Raw genomic sequence first — 17,383 nt, 5'->3', positions numbered from 1 at the left:
ATGAGCCGCTCGCTGGCGAGCGGAACCCTTTGTTCGAAATGTACTCCTCTGGCCCGCGCTTGTCGCCGCTAGTGCTGCCGGCTGGCCTTGGCCCAGGCGTCGATCCCACCCTCGAGATGCACGACGTCGTCATAACCTTCCGCTACCAGGCTCGCCAGCGCTTGGGCCGAGCGAGTTCCAGCCTTGCAGTGCAGGATCAGCGGCACCCCGCGCGGAACCTGGCCAAGGGCCGAGCCGTCCCGGATTCCGGCCAAGGGAATCAGCACCGATCCTGGGATCCGGGCGATCTCGAATTCCACCGGTTCCCGCACGTCAACCAGGACAAAGTTGTCCTCGCCCCGCTCCCGGCTCGCCAAGCGTACGGCGAGTTGCTCAGCAGAGATGAGATCGTCGTCGTCCTTCACCGAGGCGGCGGGAGTGAAGCCGCAGAAAATCTCATAGTCAACCAACTCGGTGATGGGCGGCGCCTCTGGATCCTTGGCGATGCGGATTTCACGCCAGCGGGCTGAGAGCGCATCGAAGATCAGGAGGCGGCCCAGAAGGGTGGTTCCGATCCCGGTGATGAGCTTGACGGCTTCGGTGACCATCATGGCGCCAATCGAGGCGCACAACATGCCGAAAACCCCGCCTTCGGCGCAGGACGGTACGGTTCCAGGGGCCGGTGGCTCGGGGTAGAGATCACGATAATTGGGCCCGAACTTGTCCCAAAAGACACTGACCTGACCGTCAAAGCGCAGGATCGAACCCCATACATAGGGTTTACCCTGCAGGGCCGCGGCGTCGTTAACAAGGTAGCGGGTGGCGAAGTTGTCGGCGCCGTCGAGGATGACGTCATAATCGGCGAAGATTTCCAGCGCGTTGCTCGAATCGAGGCGGAGCGGATGCAGCACCACGTTGACACCTGGGTTCAGTTCAAGAATCGAATCGCGGGCGGATTCCAGCTTGGTACGGCCAATATCGCCGACACCGTGAATGACCTGACGCTGCAGGTTACTGAGTTCAACCGTGTCATCGTCCACGATGCCCAGCGTGCCCACGCCGGCCGCGGCCAGATACAGCAGCGCGGGCGATCCAAGCCCACCGGCGCCGATGACCAGGACACGCGCATTGCGCAATCGCCGCTGTCCCTCCAGACCAATTTCCGGGATCAGCGCATGGCGCGAATAACGTTCCAATTCCTCCCTAGCCAGCGGCGGGCCGGGCTCAACGAGCGGCGGCAGGGAGAGTGCTTTGGTGGCAAGCGGCTGGATCAAGGAAACCATAACTATAAATCTAGGCGGTGCCCCCGTTAGTGACCAGCCACCGAGCCCTGTGAGGAAGCTCTCAGCGTCAGACGGCGGCCGCGGCCCTGATGATTTCCCTGCCGTTATTCACCATAGTGGCCCAGGTCACGACAATGCTGGCACTTTGAATGAACAACGTGCCGCGATTTCGGCCCTGAGCTTGCAATAGTTCTAATTTTTCTTCAACTCCACCATTTGAGAGAATTTTATGCGGTCCGCATGGCCTGTGCGAGTCAGTGGGACAAGCCGGAATTATCAGCGGAGACAGGAGCAACATGATTTCAGTTGATCGGATCAGCAAGAGCTATGGTTCGGGGGAAAATGTTGTTCGTGCACTCGACGATGTTTCCCTGACCATCGCCAAGGGCGAGATTTTCGGCGTCGTAGGCCAAAGCGGTGCCGGCAAGAGCACCTTGATCAGGACCATCAATTCCTTAGAACGGCCCGACAGTGGCACTGTCACTGTTGACGGCCAGGACATCAGCCTCCTGCAGGGCGCGGGGCTGCGATCGGCCCGCCACAACATCGGCATGATTTTCCAGCACTTCAACCTGTTGAGCAGCCGGACGGTCCAGTCCAATGTGGAGCTCTCGCTGGAGATCACCGGCATGGACCGCGGCGCACGGCGCAAGCGTGTAGCGGAAATCCTGGAGCTCGTTGGTCTGGAGGGCAAGGCCACGGCCTACCCCTCGCAGCTCTCCGGAGGACAGAAGCAGCGTGTTGGCATAGCCCGTGCGCTGGCATCCAAGCCCTCGGTGCTCCTCAGCGATGAAGCAACATCCGCCTTGGATCCAGAAACTACCCAGCAGATCCTAGATCTCATCCGCAAGCTCAGCAGGGAATTGGGCTTGACTGTCTTGCTGATCACCCATGAGATGGACGTCGTGAAGCGTATCTGCGATTCCGCCGCTGTCATGAGCCAGGGCAGGATTCTGGAACAGGGCTCGGTCGAGGGCTTGCTGACCACCGAGAAGTCACTTCTGGGACAGGCGCTGTTCCCGCTCGGCGAGATCCCCAAAAACGGCAACACGATCATTGAGATCACCTTCAATGGCGTCACTGCAGACCGCCCCGTCATCGCTCAGCTTGCTCGAAATTACAGCATCGATGTGGGCATCCTTGGGGCCGCCATCGAAACCATTCATGGGCACCAAACGGGCAGAACCCGGCTGGAACTTCCCGGATCGCAAGAAACCGTCGCTGCGGCTATCGCCGATCTACGCAGTCAAGGACTATTTGTGGAGGTAATCGGATGCTAGATCGCAATGACCCATCCTTTTGGTCCGATCTCTTCGAGACCGTCCTGCAGGGATCCGGCGAAACGCTATACACGGTTGGCTTTAGCCTGCTTTTCACCATCATCTTTGGCCTTGCCGCCGGTGTTGTCTTGGTGACCACCGAAGCCGGCGGGCTCTTGGCTAAGCCCCTCGGTAGCCGCGCACTTGGCATCGTCATCAACAGGGTCTTGGATCTTCTGGTCAACGTAGGCCGATCCATTCCGTTCATCATCCTGATGATCTTGCTGATTCCGTTCACGCGGCTGCTCGTAGGATCCTTCATCGGTCCAACAGCAGCCATTGTGCCCCTGACTATTGCCGGCAATCCGTTCTTCGCCCGGCTGGTGGAGATCGGTATCCGTGAAGTACCTGTTGGGCTCATCGAGGCCGCCGAATCGTTGGGCGCAACTCGCTGGACGATCCTTGCCAAGGTCATGGTGGCTGAGGCTGTTCCTGCCCTCGCACTGGGCCTGTCCACGACCATTGTGGGGCTCATCGGCTATTCGGCCATGGTCGGCGCCGTGGGCGGCGGCGGGCTAGGAGATGTCGCTTTCCGCTACGGATACCAGCGCTACAGCCCGGAATATATGTTTGCCGTTGTCATCATCTTGATCTTGTTTGTCCAGCTGTTCCAGTCCCTTGGCAACTTTGCTGCGCGGCGTCTCTCGCACCGCTAAGCACCGCATGTCCCCTAGTCATGCTGCGGAACGATCCGCGCACGCAGACACTTCTATCGAAAGAATCACCATGATCCGTTCCACCATTTTCAAGGCCGCCGCCGTCGGTGTAGCCGCCATCTTTGCGCTCACCGCCTGCGGTGCAGGCTCAGAGACCTCCGCCGCTGACACCATCAAGGTGGGTGCACTAGCGGTCCCGGCCGGCGACATGCTCAAGCACGTGGCCGAAGAGCTCGCCCCGAAGGAAGGGCTCACGGTCGACTACAAGGAATTTAGCGACTACAACACTCCCAATGCGGCCCTCAGTGACGGCGACATCGACGCCAATCTGTTCCAGAACAGCACTTTCATGGAGACCTACAACAAGGCCACCGGCAAGGACCTGGTCAGCGTCGGCAAGGTGTATCTGCCCCCGATGGCCCTCTACTCCAACGAGATAGCCACACTTGCCGAGCTGCCCGAGGGCGCGTCCATCGCGATCCCGAACGACCCCACCAACGAAGGCCGCGCCCTGCTGCTGTTGGCGTCCAAGGGCCTGATTGAGGTCAAGGAGAACCCTATCACGCTGAAGGACATCACCGCCAACCCCAAGAACTTCGAGTTCACGGAGATTGAGAACGCCAGCCTCCCGCAAGCCCTCAACGACAAGGACGCGGCGATCGTCACATTGGCCTTCGCCCTGCCGGCGGGCCTGAGCGCGGACAAGCAGCTCTTGGTGGAGGGAGAAGACAGTAACTTCTATAACGTGCTGGCCGTAAGGGCGGACATGAAGGACGATCCCCGCGTACAGAAACTCTTCAAGATTCTCACCTCGCAGGAGATGAAGGACTTCGTCAACACCGAGTTCAAGGGTCTTGTCATCCCCGCGTCCTAGTTTCACACCCCGTCCCGCCGGTGGGCCACGGGGGTCGCCGTCAAATTGCAGTACCCCGTTTGCCGTCTACTGGCGGGTAGAATGTCACAGACCAGCCCAGCAGTAACCACGGGGCAACTCAGAGAAAGGCTGCCACCATGAGTTCGGAACCCTCCGCCAAGGAGCGCCCCGCAGCACGCACGGCACCGGCCCGCATGCCCCGAGACGAACGCCGGGCCCAGTTGCTGGCCTCCGCGCTCGAAGTGTTCGTCAACCACGGCTACCACGGCGCCGCCATGGACGAGATTGCCGAGACCGCCAAGGTCAGCAAGCCCGTGCTGTACCAGCACTTCCCGAGCAAGCGCGAGCTGTATTTGGCCCTATTGGACAGCCATCTGGCGGCTCTGACCACGATGCTGGTCGCGGCATTGAACTCCACCTCGGATAACAAATTGCGCGTCCAGGCGACGATGAAGGCCTATTTCCTCTTCATGGCCAATGATGATCAGGCCCACCGCCTGGTCTTTGAATCGGATCTTGTCAATGACGTCGAGGTTGCCGCCCGGCTCGAAAAATTCAACGCCAACTATGCTGACGCCATCGGCAAGGTCATTGCCGAGGACACCAAACTGCCCCCTGTCGAGGCCACCCTTTTGGGCCGCGCCTTGGCCGGTATGGCACAGGTCAGCGCCCGCTACTGGCTCGAGGCCAACGGAGATCTGGACATCGAGGTGGCCAGCGATCTGGTCTACCGTTTAGCTTGGCGCGGAATTAGCCGCTTCCCCAAGGAATCCTGACCACCTGCCCCTAAAGTGGTTTGTACTTAGATCTATTTGTAGCTTGCACCGAGGAGACAACTGTGGAAATCAAGATCGGCATCCAGAACATCGGCCGCGAAATTGTCCTTGAATCCGATCAAACGGCCGACGACGTCGCCGCCTTGGTCTCCGAGGCACTGACCAAGGGCACCGCGTTGAGCCTTAAGGACGAAAAGGGCCGCGTTGTCATCGTTCCCGGTAATGCCTTGGGCTACGTTGAACTGGGCGGCGAGAAGGCTCGCAGCGTAGGCTTCGCCGCGCTCTAACCCCCACGAGTCCCACTAGTAACCCCTGAGAGAGACGGTTCCACTTCATGGTTGCATTGGTCATCATCGCCCTGATCGCAGGTGCCCTTGGCGCCATTGCCTGGGCCGTGGACAAGCACCGCCAGACCTTCGGCGCCCTATTGCCCGCAGGTGCCGCGGTGACCGCATCCTTGCTCGTATGGATCATCACCATGGCCATTGGCCTGGATGACGATCCGGCGACCGCGTGGATCCCGTGGATTCTCTCCATCGTGGTTGGCGGCGCTGCTGCGTGGGCCACGGCCGGATTTGTGGGACGCACCCGCCATCACCAGCACATGGCACGCACCAACGCGATCCTACAGATCCACTAACACGCATTACTTAAACACGTAGGCGCAGGACTCATTTTGAGTCCTGCGCCTACGTGTTTAAGCGTGTTTAAGCGCCTCGACCTTCTTCGGTACAGATACACAGCCGGTTCCCTTGGGCATCTGTGGCGATAACGAATTGTGGAGCGTTGGAGCGATCCAAGGTGGCCCCGGCTGCTTCTACCGCGGCGAGCACCTTCTGCGCTTCGCTGGCGGGCACTTGAATGTCAAAGTGGAAACGGTTGGCGTTAGGCGTGGGCGATTGTTGAAACCACAGCGTTGGCAGCCGGCCGGCCGGATCCTTCAACTCATCAGGCTCGCCCGCAACAAACCCAAGAGCCGCAGCCCAGACAGGTGCTATCTCCGCAATATCGGCTGTGTCCAGCGCGATCTCAAGGCTTCTCAACCGCTCCGGCACCTCCACCGCATCCACGTCTTGCCCGGCAGCCGAGATGGACTTGGCCAACGCCGCATCCCGCGCGGTGACCTTCGACCCGGCATCGTGCGAGGTCAAGGCCACAAACAAGGTGTCGTAGCGCCAGTCAACGTCCGGGTGGTGGTTGGCTTTCTGGGCCAACTCCCCGATGGCGGCAAACAGCTCAAGTGCCGCGGCCGACGTCGGACACTTCAGTACCGTCGCCAGCCCACCTAAGCGGAACCGCCACCCCGGCAGCGTGGCCAACTCGGCGTCGATCTTCTCTCGGGTCAAGACATCGTTCGCGGCCATGACTGTCTCCTTGGAATGCTCCGGTTAGAGGTCGGGGCGTCCTGCCATGGCCGAGGATGCCAATGCGTGGGCACGCTTGGGAATGCGGCCGCCCTGTGCTGCCAGTCTGCCACCGATCACGGCGTGTTTGAAGGCCTGCGCCATGATCAGAGGGTTCTGGGCGCGGGTGACGGCGGTGGCCAGCAATACGGCGTCGCAGCCCAGCTCCATGGCCAGGGCGGCGTCGGAGGCCGTTCCTATTCCGGCATCGAGCACCACGGGGACACCTGCGCGGGAGACGATCAACTCAATGTTGTGCGGGTTCAGGATGCCCAGTCCCGTGCCGATGGGCGCGCCCAACGGCATGACGGCCACCGCGCCGAGCTGCTCCAGGCGCAGGGCCAGAACGGGATCGTCATTGGTGTAGGCGAAAACCTTGAAGCCGCGGTTGACCAGCTGCTCGGTGGCGTCGGCTAGTTCCAGCGCGTCGGGCAGCAGGGTGTGCTCATCGGCGACCACCTCCAGCTTCACCCAGTCAGTTTCCAACGCCTCACGGGCAAGTTCCGCCGTCATGACGGCTTCGCGCGCCGTGAAGCAACCGGCCGTGTTGGGCAGGACGCGGATGTTGTTTTCCAGCAGGAGCCGGAACAGGTTGGTGCCGGAATCCCCGTTGCTGTCCACCGAGTAACGGCGCATCGCCACGGTGGTCAGCTCGGTGCCCGAGGCGAGGAGGGCCTCCCCCAAGCCGGACAGGCTGGGCGCACCGCCGGTGCCCATGATGAGCCGCGAGCCCAGTGCCACGCCGTCAATAACCAGGTCGTCGTTTACCAGGGCGTCGTTGATGATGGATGTTTGCGTCATGGGCTAAGCACTTTCGGAGCGAAGAAGTGAGCGGTAGGTGAAGCATAAATCCTTGCGGTGACGCATGTTTCAGCCGCCCTGGACGGCTGTGACGATCTCGAGCTGATCGTTGGCCTGCACCGACGTTGCGGACCACTGACTGCGCGGCACGATGTCAAAGTTGCGGGCCACGGCAACTCCCAGCCGTCCGCCGTCGGCCGCTTGACCATTGGCCAGCAGCGCCTTTCCGGTGATGGACGTGACCAAATCGGCAACGGTGGTTCCGGCCGCGAGGGGCTGCGCCGTCCCGTTGATGTTGATGCTGCTCATGGTTGCTCCTGCGCGGGTTGGCCGGCGGCGGGCCGGGTGGAAGGCTGGGTTGGCTGAAGGGTTGGTTGAAGCACCGGTGAGAAACGGTCCGGGCGGAAACATTCCCACGCCAGATCGGTAATATTGCCCAGCAATTGCCGGGTGATGTGGGCAGCGATCGGGGTCAATAGAACACCGTGGCGGAAGAACCCGGTGGCGATAATGAGCCCGGGAATGTCTTTTCCGTTGATGCCCGCAACCCGGCCCAGCAGTGGCGCGTTGTCAGGGGTTCCGGGCCTGGCACGAGCCGTCATTTCAAGCAGTTCAAGTTCCGCCACGGCGGGTACCAGCACTTGAGCGTCCCGCAAAAGCTGGTGCACTCCCCCGGCGCTGACGCCCGGGTTGCCGTCTTCTCGGCTGCTGGCGCCAATGACCACGGTGCCATCCTCACGCGGGACGATGTACACCGGCAGGCCACGCACCATGCCGCGGATTGTGGCCGTGATGAGCGGGCGCAGGTGTTCGGGGACGCGCAGCCGCAGGATGTCGCCATACACAGGACGAACTGGCAGCTTCAGCCCTTCGGGAAGCCCTTCGAGTTTGGCTGCACCCAAGGCGTTGGCCACGATGACCTCCCTCGCGTGCACTTGGCTGCCATCGGCAAGCTGCACGCCCGTCACCGGCGAAAGCGTGTCGCTGGGGTCTTGATGCAACAGCCCGGTGGCGGACTGCTTCAGGAACGTCGGTGCCGAACTAACGTCACCGGCCTCCACTAATGCTGCCCGCAATGCCGCAGCCATGGCGCGTGGATCAACTTGATGATCCTGTTCAACCTTGTAGGCGCAAGAAATCTGTGGGCCAACCATGGGCTCCAACGTACGGGCCTCGCGGACGGTCAGTTGGGCCACCGCCAAGCCGTGGCTGGCCTGAACTTCGCGCAGATCCGCCAGTGCTGTGCGGTCGGCAGGATCCCCGCCCAAGACCAATGTTGGGGCGGTGTTGAATCCGGTGTGAGCGCCCTTTGGCAGGGATGCCACGAACTCTGGCCAGCGGGCCGCTGAGGCGAGCGTCAGCTCCAGCAGCTCATCTTCCTGGTAGTGAAGTTCACTGACGGGAGCCAACATTCCGGCGGCCGCGAAGGTGGCACCTGTCGCAGGTGCGGGGTCGATCACGGTGACGGTATGGCCGGCACGTTGGGCCTCCCACGCGATGCCCAGACCAATGATTCCGGCACCGATAACGGCCACCTCGGTGGTCACAATTTCAGGCACAACGGGCGCCACAATGTTCTCCTTCCCTACGCCGGCATGATCCGGATCAGGTTCTTACGTCCTTGCAGGACGTCAATCGGTCGGCGCAGTCGGCGCCCTCTCAGCCAGCTTCACTGGCTCCCGCGGTACTGCACTAGTCTATGAGACATGAGCACAACTTCTCTCATCCATGACGCCGCGACCATCCTTCCCACCCCCTCGCTCGAAAGCGCCAGGCTGTATTTGTGCACGGATGCACGCGCCAAGCAGGGCGATTTTGCCGATTTCCTGCGTGCCGCGTATGCCGGTGGGGTGGACATCATCCAGCTGCGCGACAAGTCCGTCGAGGCCGCTGAAGAGCTCGAACTGCTCGCCGTTTTGCGTTCCGTTGCGCAGGAAAGTGGCAAGCTGTGGGCCGTCAATGACAGGGCCGATATCGCCTCCTTGAGCGGTGCGCCGGTGTTCCATATCGGCCAAAAAGATTTGCCGTTGCCAGCCGCGCGTTCCTTGGTTGGCACGAACGTCTCGATGGGTCTTTCCAGCCATGATCCTGCCCAGGTTTCGGCTGCCGCTGCCGATCCCGAGGCCGACTATTTCTGTGTTGGACCGCTGTGGGCCACCCCCACCAAGCCGGGCCGGGCCGCCGTCGGGCTTTCCCTCGTTGAGCATGCTGCGTCCCTTGAAACCACCAAGCCGTGGTTCGCCATTGGTGGGGTGGATCTGAGCAACGTGGACGAGGTGGTGGCTGCCGGGGCCTCGAGGATTGTGGTGGTGCGAGCCATTACCGAGGCGGAAGATCCGACGGCGGCCGCCCAAGAATTGCTCTCGCACCTGCCCGCGCTGGGCTAATTTCTGCTAGGCCTTCCTAACGGAAGGTCTGGGCCACGGCCTCCAATTCGTCCCTGTAGGTGGCCCACTCCTCCGGAGTTCGGTGCGAGACATTCCCGTCTTTGGGTCCATTGCCAATGGCCCCATCAATGAGTTCACGGAGAATGTCGGCATGCCCTGCATGCCTGGCCGTTTCGACGCACATGTGGACCAAGATTTGATGAAGCGTGACATGGCGGCGTTCGCCCGGCCACCAGGGCACCTCGCCCTTGGCGTCCATAGACAACATGTCAATGGTCTGATCGCTGTGCCGGGCGGACAGTTCGTGAAGTTCAACGATGCTGGCCCTGCTCTCATCCGGCCCGGCCCACATGTCCGCATCGAGAGGTGCATCGTCGTCAAACCACGGCAATTTCGTCTCGCTGGGCCGGCCGAAGACCTCGCCAAAGTACCCGAGCTGAACACTGGCAACATGCTTGATCAAGCCAAGGAGACTTGTTCCGGTGGGCGTCATGGGCCGGCGGGCGTCGTAGTCGCTCAGGCCATCAATTTTTGCGAGTAGATCTGTTCGGCGAAGCTGCAGGTAATTCAGAAGTACGGCTTTGTCATCCATGCCTGCCACTATTCCCCATCGGGCCCACAAGCGCCACGCACTCCCGGTCCGAAACCAGCGCATTCTCAGTTAGTCGATCGCCTCAACCGTAAGTGCGAGCTTGCGCAGCAGAGCGGCCAACTGCGCCTGTTCACGCCCCGTCAGCCCGGCGAGCATCTTCCGATCGCCGGCCAACATGCGCGGAAATTCGCGGTCAATCAACTCTTCACCTTGAGCCGTCAGCTGCATCAGGACCACCCGGCCGTCATGCTCCCACGGCAGACGTTCAATGAGCCCGCGCCTGACCAGACGTTCGGCGTTCTTTGTTGTGGATGCTCCGCTGAGCATGGTTGCGGTGGTCACCTCGCTGGCTCGCATGGGACCATCACCGCGCGCCAAGGTACAGAGAACATCGAATTCGGCACGGCTCACCTCCGCCGGCAGTAGTTCACGCCCCGCGCGCTGCGCCGCAAGTGCGCCGATGCGGCCAATCCGCGCCATCACCTCAATACTGGAGACGTCCAGCTCCGGGCGCGATCGCTCCCACCCAAGCCGCGCGTCGTCCACAAAATCCTTTACTTTCACCGTCATCCCACCAGTCTAGAGATCCCACTCACATGCTCAGTATCTATTTTACTAGTAAAATAGATTGTAAGATAGGTGAATGATCTCCAACCCCCGATTCCGCCACACTGGCACCGCCCTGGCCCACTCGCTCGCACCAGCAACATGGCGCGGGGCTTTCTCCATGCGCCCGGCCGATGCCATTTTCACAACGGCTATCAAAGTGGGAATCGCGGCCACCCTGGTGCTGATTGCGGGCGGACTGGCGGGCCAACCACAGCTTGCCGGCATGGCCGCGCTCGGGGCGTTGACCAGCGCTTTTGGTCGCTACCAGCCCTACCGCCGGCTCGGGCGCATGATGGGAATTGTGGGCGTGGGCATGATCGTAGCCATGGCGATTGGGGTGCTCATGGGCGCCACGGGAGTCCCAATTGCACTTCAAATCTTGGTCCTCTCGCTTCTGGCCGGCCTGGCATCGCACGTTTTCACGGCCTTCCGCATCTCCGGCCCCGGCGCTGTGATCCTCGTGTTCGCGGCCGGTGCTGGTTCGGGCTACGCACACTCGTTCGCCGACATGGCCCTGCCCATCATGGCCATGGTGATCGGTGTGCTGGTCGGCTGGTTCGCCGCCATGGCACCTGTCCTGTGGGTCCCCTTGGCCCCCTCGCGGCTGGCCGTTGCGCGCGGTATTGCGGCCGTTGTCAGCCTTGGAACGGACGACGCCGGTCCCCATCGCGCCGCTGCTGCCGCCGCCTTGCGCTCTGCGCGCGGGTCGGTGACGATAAGCGCCGGAACGTTGCGTGAAAACAGCTCACGTTCGCGTCGTCTCCACCAGGACGCAGAGCAGCTTCACCTCTTGCTTGATGAGGCCGAAGCGACCCTGGCACTGTTCGAGATTCCAGCCAGCGGATCATACGGGGACGCACTTGCCCGCCTGACTCAGCTTGAATCAGGGTTGCGCAAGGTTCGCGGCATCCCAGCAGTTTCGATGCAGCTCCCCGCGAATGACAGCGCTGCCGTCTCGAGCCGTGGTACTTCACCGCAAGGTTTTTTGTCGGCAGCTCGAGGCGAATTTACCTCGCGGAGCAGCATTCATCAGGCTCTGCGCATGGCGATAGCAGCCGCGCTATCCGGTTGGGTAGCCGTGGCGCTTGGCCTTGAGCATTCACTCTGGGCAACCATGGGTGCCATTGCGGCACTGCAAGGGTTGAACTATGCCAGCACAGTGCAGCGCAGCATTCAGCGCTTGGTGGGCAATGTCCTGGGTGCGGCCGTGGCAGTGGTCATCTTGTCACTGTCGCTGGGATTCTGGCCGTCGGTGGTCCTGGTGATCCTGTTCCAGGTTTTGGCCGAACTGCTGGTCCTCAAGAATTACACACTGACTACCATTGCGGTGACACCCATGGCACTGATCATGACAGGACTCGGCACGCACCTGAGTCCGGATGCCGCGCTAAGCCGCGTGGCCGACACCCTCGTGGGCGTCGTGATCGGAACATTGGTTGCAGCCCTGAGTATTTCCTTGGCCGATCGTCACCACCTGCCTAAGAACCCCTAAGAAGTCCTAGGGCTCGCAGAGGCAGAACGGGTGGCCAGCCGGATCCAGGAAGACCCGGAACGAAGTCCCCGGCTGAAACTTGGGCTTCCTGGCACCTAGCCTCATGGCCTCGGCTTCACCTTCGTCGAGATCATCAACCACAAAGTCAAGATGCATCTGTTGCGGCTTCTTCTGTCCCGGCCAATCGGGCGCCTGATAGCCGGCGTCCACCTGCTGGAAGGCCAGCCAACTGCTGCCATCCTCGGACCGGAGCTCAACCCAGCCGTCTTCAGCCGTGGCCTCCCAGCCGAGCAACGAACCGTAAAAGTCCGCCAACTCGGCTGGTTCGGGACAGTCAATAACTACTCCGGGTAACCGCGCAATCGCCATGCCTGAACGCTACACGGACGGGGCAAGTTCCATAACCCCTGCGAGCAATTCAAAGCTGCGAATCCAGGCGGTGCGGTCGGTGACCTGCGTGGCAACGATGAGCTCGTCGGCGTCGGCCGTTGTGGCGAACTCGTCCAGATACGCGCGCGCCACGGACGGGGTTCCGATGGCCGCGTATCGGAACATGGTGTTCACCTGTTGACCGGCCGGGGAATCCAACAACAGGTCCATTTCGGCTTCCGTGAAGCTCTGGCCGCGACCCACCAGCGAAACTACCCGACGACGTCGGGCATCCAGCGCCAGCTTGTCGGCTTCTTCCTGGGTATCGGCCACGATGGCGTTGACGCCGGCAATCACATACGGTTCGGCCAGCGCGGCCGACGGCTTGAACTCACGGCGGTAGATACGCACCGCGTCTTCAAGCGCCTGCGGGGCGAAGTGCGATGCGAAGGAGTACGGCAGCCCCAGTGCCGCAGCCAGCCGGGCACCAAATAGTGACGATCCGAGGATGTACAGCGGCACCTTGGTGTCCTTGCCCGGGTAGGCGTTGACGCCGGAGATACGGGTTTGGCCATCAAAATAGGCCTGCAATTCCTGCACGTCGGACGGGAACGTGTCCGCCGCCGTTGGGTCACGGCGCAATGCCCGCATTGTGTTTTGGTCGCTGCCCGGAGCACGGCCAAGACCCAGATCAATGCGACCCGGATGAAGCGTTTCCAGCGTGCCGAACTGTTCGGCAATCTGCAGCGGCGAGTGGTTGGGCAGCATGATTCCGCCAGCGCCGAGGCGAATCGACTTCGTGTGTGCGGCAACGTGGGCAATCAGCACGCTCGTGGCGGAGGAAGCAATGGAAGGCATGTTGTGGTGCTCGGCAAACCAAATGCGCGAGTACCCCCATCCTTCAGCCTTCTGCGCCAGCTCTACGGATGCCCGGAAGCTTTCGGCAATACCGTCATCGCCCACGTGGGCCAGGTCAAGGATGGAAAGTGGAAGTGTCATGGATGGTGCCTTTCAAAGTGGTCTCTCTTGCGCCAACCGCAAAGTCCCCCGGGATATTTCCGCCCAGCAGCTTTAGACTCGTCACATGGAATGGCTGTGGACGGCTCTCATCATGGTTGGCATGATCGTGGTCGCCATCGTGGCGATCACGTTGTTCCAGCGCAGCATGTCCAAACCCGGCGCTCACGGGAACATGGGCGCAATGGGCGGAGCCATCGCGGGCCTGGATGCTGTGTTCAACCCTCAGGCTGCAGACGCGAAGCTCGAACGCGAGGAGCAGTCACGCCAGCGGGCACCCATCCCCTCCCCCGGAGACCTTCCCAAGGGTGTTCGTTTTGAGATGGACGACGACGGTGTCCCCACCAAGGTGGTCATCGAAACGTCCGCGCTAGACACCGACGGGCACGTTTAGCCGATCCAGGGCTGCCAGTGCCGCTGCCCGCCCAGCACGATTGGCGCCAAGCGTGGAAGCTGATGCTCCGTAGCCCACCATGATCAGGCGTGGTTCCCTGGCAACCTTCACTCCGTCCATGACGATGCCGCCACCAGGTTCACGCAGTTTAAGCGGAGCCAGATGATCCATTGCGGCACGGAATCCTGTGGCCCAGAGGATGGAATCGGCCGCAAACGTTGACTCATCTTCAAAAACGGCACCCCCGGCGTTTAGCTGCGCCAGCGGTCCGCGGGACACCAGTGTGCCGGCTGCAATGCCTTTTTGGTACTGCTGCGTTAATGGCAATCCGGTCACGCCCACAACGCTCAACGGCGGGAGTCCGGCGGCCGTCCGCGCATTGACGCGGGCCTCAACGTCCCGCCCCCAGTCGGGATCGAAGGCGCGTGTGGTGAACTCCGGCGGACGCCTTGTAGACCAGGCCGTCTCAACACCGGCCTCGGCGAGTTGTAAGAGGAACTGCACGGCCGATGTGCCACCGCCAACCACCAGAACCCGTTGCCCGGCAAACTCGGCGACCGAGTTGAAATCGTGAGTATGCAACTGACGGCCGGTAAAAGTCTCGACGCCCGGATAGTGCGGCCAGTGCGGCTTGTCCCAGGTACCCGTGGCATTGATGACCAGATGGGCGGCAAAGTCACCCTTGTCCGTCTCCACTACGAGAGGCTGGCCGGTCAGGTTCTGGGGTGCACCGGGAACACGGGCGTCGGCTGCACCGGCGTCGTTCGCGGGGACAACGGGCACTAGCGAGCGCACGGCGCGGACCTTCACGGGCCGGTGGACGGGCAAGCCAAACGTCTTTTCATAGTCGCCGTAGTAACGGCCCACAATTTCTGATGCGGGCTCCGACGGATCCGATTGCGGCAATTTCATGCCGGGCAGGTCATGGACAGCGTGCGCGGCACCCAAGGTGAGCGAAGGCCAACGGTGCAGCCATGCTCCGCCGGGAGCCGGATTTGCATCCAGCACCACAAAATCCACCTCGGGCCGGAGCCCCTGACGGGCAAGGTAATACGCGGCCGAAAGTCCGGCCTGACCTGCACCAATAACCACTACATCAAGCATCGCTGCCTCCTATAGTGGTCAAACAGGTCGGGAAGGAGGCCTATTCCGTTTGTGTTCGACGCCACGTGCCGCCTCGCCGCGACAGTGCGGTATCGGCAAGGAAGACAGCTGCTGCCCCAACGGCGTAGGCCACCAGATCCAGCGCGGAGAATGTAGTGCCAAAGACAAGGCGCGACGGCGGGAAGCTCACCGCGAGCTGTTCCGGGACGCCCGTCAGCTGGGCCAGCTCAATCAGGGCACTGAAGGCAAAGGCTGCGAGCGCAATCCAGTGGCGCCCGGCTTTGGGCAGCATGAAGGCCAGAACCAGGTACACGAGAACCGTATAGAGGGCGTCGGCGATGAGGCTGGCGATGTCGCCTGCAACGAAAAAGTGGATTACCAGACCCAGAATGACAACATCGATGGCGGCAATAAACAGTGCGGTGCGCCGGGACATGGGTGCTTTGAATGGGGCCATGGGCTCGAGTCTAGCGGGGCATTGTTGGCCGGTTTTACGCCCGCACAACGGGCAGTTCCTTCCATTCCGTGGTGTAGCGCGGAGAGGAATGCTCGCGTTTCATGGACCACTGCGGGGCCTGCGCCATGCCGCCAATTCCGATGCCGATGGCTGTGCTGCCGAATTTGCTGCGTACATCTCCCAGCACTCCACCCACGTCCGGGGCTTGCTCCCCGGCACCGAAAACGTCCAGCATGTCCGGCCCGGAGATGGGTTCGAGCCCGTGGAACATGACGCCGGCGCGCAGGTAGGACGCTCCGGGAACAGCGCTCTGCCGCATGGCAGCGACAGCGGCCCGGACCAGCACAATGGGGTCCTGGGTCGGTGCGGCGAAACGGATCGTGGCGGCCGGAAAGCTCCCTTCACCGCCGGCAAACCGGCTCGTTCCTGCCGTAACAGTCATGGATGAGGTGCGCAGGCCTTCCTCATTGAGCTTTGCCGCACCGCGCTGGGCATAGACGGTCATGACCTGCTCCATCTCTTCAACGGTGGTGACGGGAGCGGAGAAGCTGCGGGAGAACATGATTTGCTGTTTGTCGGCGCGCTCCTCCGTGTGGGGAATGCACTCGGTGCCGTTGAGCTCCATGACCGTCCGCTGCAGCACCACGGAGAATTTCTTGCGAATGAGCGCGGGGTCGGCCGCCTTGAGATCGGCGATGCTTTCAATACCCATCAGCTTGAGCCGTGTGGCCGTCCTGCCACCCACTCCCCACAGACCCGACGCAGGCACCCTTCGCTGAATGCCCGCCACATGCTCATCGGGCATGGATTCGAGTGCGCACACACCGCCGAGGGCAGGGTTCTGCTTCGCGATCCTGTTGGCAAACTTCGCCAGGGTCTTGGTGGTGGCCACACCAACGCAGACGGGCACCCCCACATGACTCATCACGGCGGCACGAATATCGCGCCCGGCGGCCTGCAGCTGACCAGGGTCCCCCACCAGCCCAACGAACGATTCATCAATGGAGTACACCTCCTGCCAGGTGCCATAGCGGCCCACAACCTCCATGACCCGTGCGCTCATATCCCCGTAAAGCTCATAGTTGCTTGAGCGCGCCACCAAACCCCATGCCTTGGCCTGCGATTGAATCTGAAACCACGGAGTCCCCGTGGCGATGCCCAGTTCCTTGGCTTCGGCGGAGCGCGCCACCACGCAACCGTCATTATTGGACAGTACGACGACGGGACGGCCTTCCAGCCTTGGGTCAAAGACGCGCTCGCAGGAGACATAAAAATTGTTCACGTCTACGAGCGCGATTCGCGCGTTGCTCAAGGGTTCCCCGGCAATGACGTTTCAAGGTTGATGATGGGTGCAATCCCCGTCGCCATACGTTCAAAAACGTAGCGTTCGTGCGGAACCAAGGGTGAGGGCAGCGCATCCAGAGCAAACCATTGCAGCTCCGCAGCCTTATCCGGTTCCATGATGCGCGGCTCACCGGACCAGTGTTCAGTGCTGAAGAAGAAGTCCACTCGTTGTTCGAGGGCTGTTCCCTGTGGCTGAAAACGGTGCATGGCGGTCAGCGGCACCAAGTCTTCGGCTGCAATCCCCACACCGAGTTCTTCTTGCACTTCACGTATGGCGGCCGTCTCCGCAGATTCGCCAGCCTCAACGTGGCCGGCAGCAGCCGTGGCCCAGTGGCCGTCCATGTAGCCGGTGCCCTGACGCAATTGGAGAAGCACGGAACTGCCGCGGCGAAATATGACGTAACTGGCCGGAACCAGGGCAATTCTTTCACTCATTCATTGCACCTCGTCGCGTCGTGTATCTGCCGAATACTACTCGAATCTATGTTCCCAAACTCTTGGGGTCTACGGCAAGCCCGACTTAAGGT

At 61.7% G+C, this 17,383-nt stretch carries 22 protein-coding genes; 9 read left to right on the top strand and 13 right to left on the bottom strand.

What is annotated here, in order from left to right; genetic code table 11:
* Positions 1-68: 68 nt before the first annotated feature.
* On the bottom strand, positions 69-1,262 hold the full coding sequence (gene moeB / locus ACP7B9_RS02600) for a molybdopterin-synthase adenylyltransferase MoeB (RefSeq protein ID WP_425860480.1): 1,194 nt from the start codon (positions 1,260-1,262) through the stop codon (positions 69-71).
* A 296-nt stretch (positions 1,263-1,558) separates the two neighbouring features.
* Here moeB and ACP7B9_RS02595 point away from each other — a divergent pair, with 296 nt between their 5' ends.
* From ACP7B9_RS02595 to ACP7B9_RS02570, 6 genes are all read left to right on the top strand, one after another.
* A complete protein-coding gene (locus ACP7B9_RS02595; RefSeq protein WP_425860478.1) occupies positions 1,559-2,542 on the top strand; it encodes a methionine ABC transporter ATP-binding protein in 984 nt (327 codons plus the stop codon).
* Positions 2,536-3,237: a methionine ABC transporter permease gene (locus ACP7B9_RS02590; protein WP_425860476.1), complete on the top strand. Its 702-nt coding sequence runs from the start codon at positions 2,536-2,538 to the stop codon at positions 3,235-3,237. Before ACP7B9_RS02595 ends, ACP7B9_RS02590 begins: the two co-directional genes overlap by 7 nt.
* Positions 3,238-3,307: 70 nt before the next feature.
* Entirely contained in the window at positions 3,308-4,111 is an 804-nt protein-coding gene (locus ACP7B9_RS02585; RefSeq protein WP_425860474.1) for a MetQ/NlpA family ABC transporter substrate-binding protein, read from the top strand.
* A gap of 137 nt (positions 4,112-4,248) precedes the next feature.
* Entirely contained in the window at positions 4,249-4,887 is a 639-nt protein-coding gene (locus tag ACP7B9_RS02580; RefSeq protein WP_425860472.1) for a TetR/AcrR family transcriptional regulator, read from the top strand.
* Between the two features lie 62 nt (positions 4,888-4,949).
* The gene (locus tag ACP7B9_RS02575; RefSeq protein WP_425860470.1) at positions 4,950-5,174 is read left to right on the top strand and encodes a DUF3107 domain-containing protein; all 225 of its coding nucleotides are present in this window, start codon (positions 4,950-4,952) and stop codon (positions 5,172-5,174) included.
* A 47-nt stretch (positions 5,175-5,221) separates the two neighbouring features.
* Entirely contained in the window at positions 5,222-5,527 is a 306-nt protein-coding gene (locus ACP7B9_RS02570; RefSeq protein WP_425860469.1) for a hypothetical protein, read from the top strand.
* Positions 5,528-5,594: 67 nt separating this feature from the next.
* On the opposite strand, the gene ACP7B9_RS02565 is transcribed toward ACP7B9_RS02570, so the two are convergent.
* The 4 genes from ACP7B9_RS02565 to thiO form a co-directional block, all read right to left on the bottom strand.
* Positions 5,595-6,251, bottom strand: coding sequence for a 4a-hydroxytetrahydrobiopterin dehydratase (locus tag ACP7B9_RS02565; RefSeq protein ID WP_425860467.1), 657 nt, complete (start codon positions 6,249-6,251; stop codon positions 5,595-5,597).
* A 24-nt stretch (positions 6,252-6,275) separates the two neighbouring features.
* Entirely contained in the window at positions 6,276-7,091 is an 816-nt protein-coding gene (locus ACP7B9_RS02560; protein ID WP_425860465.1) for a thiazole synthase, read from the bottom strand.
* A gap of 69 nt (positions 7,092-7,160) precedes the next feature.
* Positions 7,161-7,400: a sulfur carrier protein ThiS gene (gene thiS, locus ACP7B9_RS02555; RefSeq protein WP_425860463.1), complete on the bottom strand. Its 240-nt coding sequence runs from the start codon at positions 7,398-7,400 to the stop codon at positions 7,161-7,163.
* Positions 7,397-8,662: a glycine oxidase ThiO gene (gene thiO, locus ACP7B9_RS02550; RefSeq protein ID WP_425860461.1), complete on the bottom strand. Its 1,266-nt coding sequence runs from the start codon at positions 8,660-8,662 to the stop codon at positions 7,397-7,399. The genes thiS and thiO overlap by 4 nt, the downstream gene beginning before the upstream one ends.
* Before the next feature lie 135 nt (positions 8,663-8,797).
* On the opposite strand from thiO, the gene thiE reads away from it, so the two are divergent.
* On the top strand, positions 8,798-9,478 hold the full coding sequence (thiE, locus tag ACP7B9_RS02545; RefSeq protein ID WP_425860459.1) for a thiamine phosphate synthase: 681 nt from the start codon (positions 8,798-8,800) through the stop codon (positions 9,476-9,478).
* Between the two features lie 16 nt (positions 9,479-9,494).
* On the opposite strand, the gene ACP7B9_RS02540 is transcribed toward thiE, so the two are convergent.
* Both ACP7B9_RS02540 and ACP7B9_RS02535 read right to left on the bottom strand, forming a co-directional pair.
* On the bottom strand, positions 9,495-10,070 hold the full coding sequence (locus ACP7B9_RS02540; RefSeq protein ID WP_425860457.1) for a DinB family protein: 576 nt from the start codon (positions 10,068-10,070) through the stop codon (positions 9,495-9,497).
* Between the two features lie 69 nt (positions 10,071-10,139).
* The gene (locus ACP7B9_RS02535; RefSeq protein WP_425860455.1) at positions 10,140-10,640 is read right to left on the bottom strand and encodes a MarR family winged helix-turn-helix transcriptional regulator; all 501 of its coding nucleotides are present in this window, start codon (positions 10,638-10,640) and stop codon (positions 10,140-10,142) included.
* Between the two features lie 73 nt (positions 10,641-10,713).
* On the opposite strand from ACP7B9_RS02535, the gene ACP7B9_RS02530 reads away from it, so the two are divergent.
* Entirely contained in the window at positions 10,714-12,171 is a 1,458-nt protein-coding gene (locus ACP7B9_RS02530; RefSeq protein WP_425860454.1) for an FUSC family protein, read from the top strand.
* 6 nt (positions 12,172-12,177) lie between these two features.
* On the opposite strand, the gene ACP7B9_RS02525 is transcribed toward ACP7B9_RS02530, so the two are convergent.
* Positions 12,178-12,540 (bottom strand): VOC family protein, encoded by a 363-nt coding sequence (locus ACP7B9_RS02525; RefSeq protein ID WP_425860452.1) that lies wholly within the window; start codon positions 12,538-12,540, stop codon positions 12,178-12,180.
* Between the two features lie 9 nt (positions 12,541-12,549).
* Positions 12,550-13,539: an LLM class flavin-dependent oxidoreductase gene (locus tag ACP7B9_RS02520; protein WP_425860450.1), complete on the bottom strand. Its 990-nt coding sequence runs from the start codon at positions 13,537-13,539 to the stop codon at positions 12,550-12,552.
* 85 nt (positions 13,540-13,624) lie between these two features.
* Between ACP7B9_RS02520 and ACP7B9_RS02515 the strand changes: the two genes are divergently transcribed.
* Complete coding sequence (locus ACP7B9_RS02515; protein ID WP_425860449.1) at positions 13,625-13,951, top strand: hypothetical protein; 327 nt, start codon at positions 13,625-13,627, stop codon at positions 13,949-13,951.
* Here ACP7B9_RS02515 and ACP7B9_RS02510 read toward each other — a convergent pair.
* From ACP7B9_RS02510 to ACP7B9_RS02495, 4 genes are read right to left on the bottom strand one after another with little or no spacing between them, the layout of a single operon-like run.
* Positions 13,928-15,055, bottom strand: coding sequence for an FAD-dependent oxidoreductase (locus tag ACP7B9_RS02510; protein ID WP_425860447.1), 1,128 nt, complete (start codon positions 15,053-15,055; stop codon positions 13,928-13,930). The two genes, ACP7B9_RS02515 and ACP7B9_RS02510, sit on opposite strands and share 24 nt — an antisense overlap.
* 40 nt (positions 15,056-15,095) lie before the next feature.
* Positions 15,096-15,512 (bottom strand): DUF2809 domain-containing protein, encoded by a 417-nt coding sequence (locus ACP7B9_RS02505; RefSeq protein WP_425860445.1) that lies wholly within the window; start codon positions 15,510-15,512, stop codon positions 15,096-15,098.
* A 34-nt stretch (positions 15,513-15,546) separates the two neighbouring features.
* Complete coding sequence (locus ACP7B9_RS02500; protein WP_425860444.1) at positions 15,547-16,824, bottom strand: Y-family DNA polymerase; 1,278 nt, start codon at positions 16,822-16,824, stop codon at positions 15,547-15,549.
* Positions 16,821-17,291 carry an NUDIX hydrolase gene (locus ACP7B9_RS02495; protein ID WP_425860442.1) on the bottom strand — a complete coding sequence of 157 codons (471 nt, stop codon included), beginning with the start codon at positions 17,289-17,291 and terminating at the stop codon, positions 16,821-16,823. Before ACP7B9_RS02495 ends, ACP7B9_RS02500 begins: the two co-directional genes overlap by 4 nt.
* Positions 17,292-17,383 lie beyond the last annotated feature (92 nt).

Source organism: Arthrobacter sp. TWP1-1, from assembly GCF_049897845.1.
Taxonomy (GTDB): Bacteria; Actinomycetota; Actinomycetes; order Actinomycetales; family Micrococcaceae; genus Specibacter.
Note: the sequence above shows the minus strand (reverse complement) of the source record. Positions and strands in the feature narration are given on the sequence as shown.

Coding starts and splice junctions, on each gene's coding strand:
- ACP7B9_RS02515 (WP_425860449.1), top strand. CDS start 13,625: ATGGAATGGCTGTGGACGGCTCTCATCATGGTTGGCATGATCGTGGTC.
- thiS (WP_425860463.1), bottom strand. CDS start 7,400: ATGAGCAGCATCAACATCAACGGGACGGCGCAGCCCCTCGCGGCCGGA.
- ACP7B9_RS02560 (WP_425860465.1), bottom strand. CDS start 7,091: ATGACGCAAACATCCATCATCAACGACGCCCTGGTAAACGACGACCTG.
- ACP7B9_RS02505 (WP_425860445.1), bottom strand. CDS start 15,512: ATGGCCCCATTCAAAGCACCCATGTCCCGGCGCACCGCACTGTTTATT.
- ACP7B9_RS02590 (WP_425860476.1), top strand. CDS start 2,536: ATGCTAGATCGCAATGACCCATCCTTTTGGTCCGATCTCTTCGAGACC.
- ACP7B9_RS02530 (WP_425860454.1), top strand. CDS start 10,714: ATGATCTCCAACCCCCGATTCCGCCACACTGGCACCGCCCTGGCCCAC.
- ACP7B9_RS02520 (WP_425860450.1), bottom strand. CDS start 13,539: ATGACACTTCCACTTTCCATCCTTGACCTGGCCCACGTGGGCGATGAC.
- ACP7B9_RS02580 (WP_425860472.1), top strand. CDS start 4,249: ATGAGTTCGGAACCCTCCGCCAAGGAGCGCCCCGCAGCACGCACGGCA.
- ACP7B9_RS02595 (WP_425860478.1), top strand. CDS start 1,559: ATGATTTCAGTTGATCGGATCAGCAAGAGCTATGGTTCGGGGGAAAAT.
- thiE (WP_425860459.1), top strand. CDS start 8,798: ATGAGCACAACTTCTCTCATCCATGACGCCGCGACCATCCTTCCCACC.
- ACP7B9_RS02585 (WP_425860474.1), top strand. CDS start 3,308: ATGATCCGTTCCACCATTTTCAAGGCCGCCGCCGTCGGTGTAGCCGCC.
- ACP7B9_RS02570 (WP_425860469.1), top strand. CDS start 5,222: ATGGTTGCATTGGTCATCATCGCCCTGATCGCAGGTGCCCTTGGCGCC.
- ACP7B9_RS02510 (WP_425860447.1), bottom strand. CDS start 15,055: ATGCTTGATGTAGTGGTTATTGGTGCAGGTCAGGCCGGACTTTCGGCC.
- ACP7B9_RS02525 (WP_425860452.1), bottom strand. CDS start 12,540: ATGGCGATTGCGCGGTTACCCGGAGTAGTTATTGACTGTCCCGAACCA.
- ACP7B9_RS02535 (WP_425860455.1), bottom strand. CDS start 10,640: ATGACGGTGAAAGTAAAGGATTTTGTGGACGACGCGCGGCTTGGGTGG.
- moeB (WP_425860480.1), bottom strand. CDS start 1,262: ATGGTTTCCTTGATCCAGCCGCTTGCCACCAAAGCACTCTCCCTGCCG.
- ACP7B9_RS02565 (WP_425860467.1), bottom strand. CDS start 6,251: ATGGCCGCGAACGATGTCTTGACCCGAGAGAAGATCGACGCCGAGTTG.
- ACP7B9_RS02540 (WP_425860457.1), bottom strand. CDS start 10,070: ATGGATGACAAAGCCGTACTTCTGAATTACCTGCAGCTTCGCCGAACA.
- ACP7B9_RS02495 (WP_425860442.1), bottom strand. CDS start 17,291: ATGAGTGAAAGAATTGCCCTGGTTCCGGCCAGTTACGTCATATTTCGC.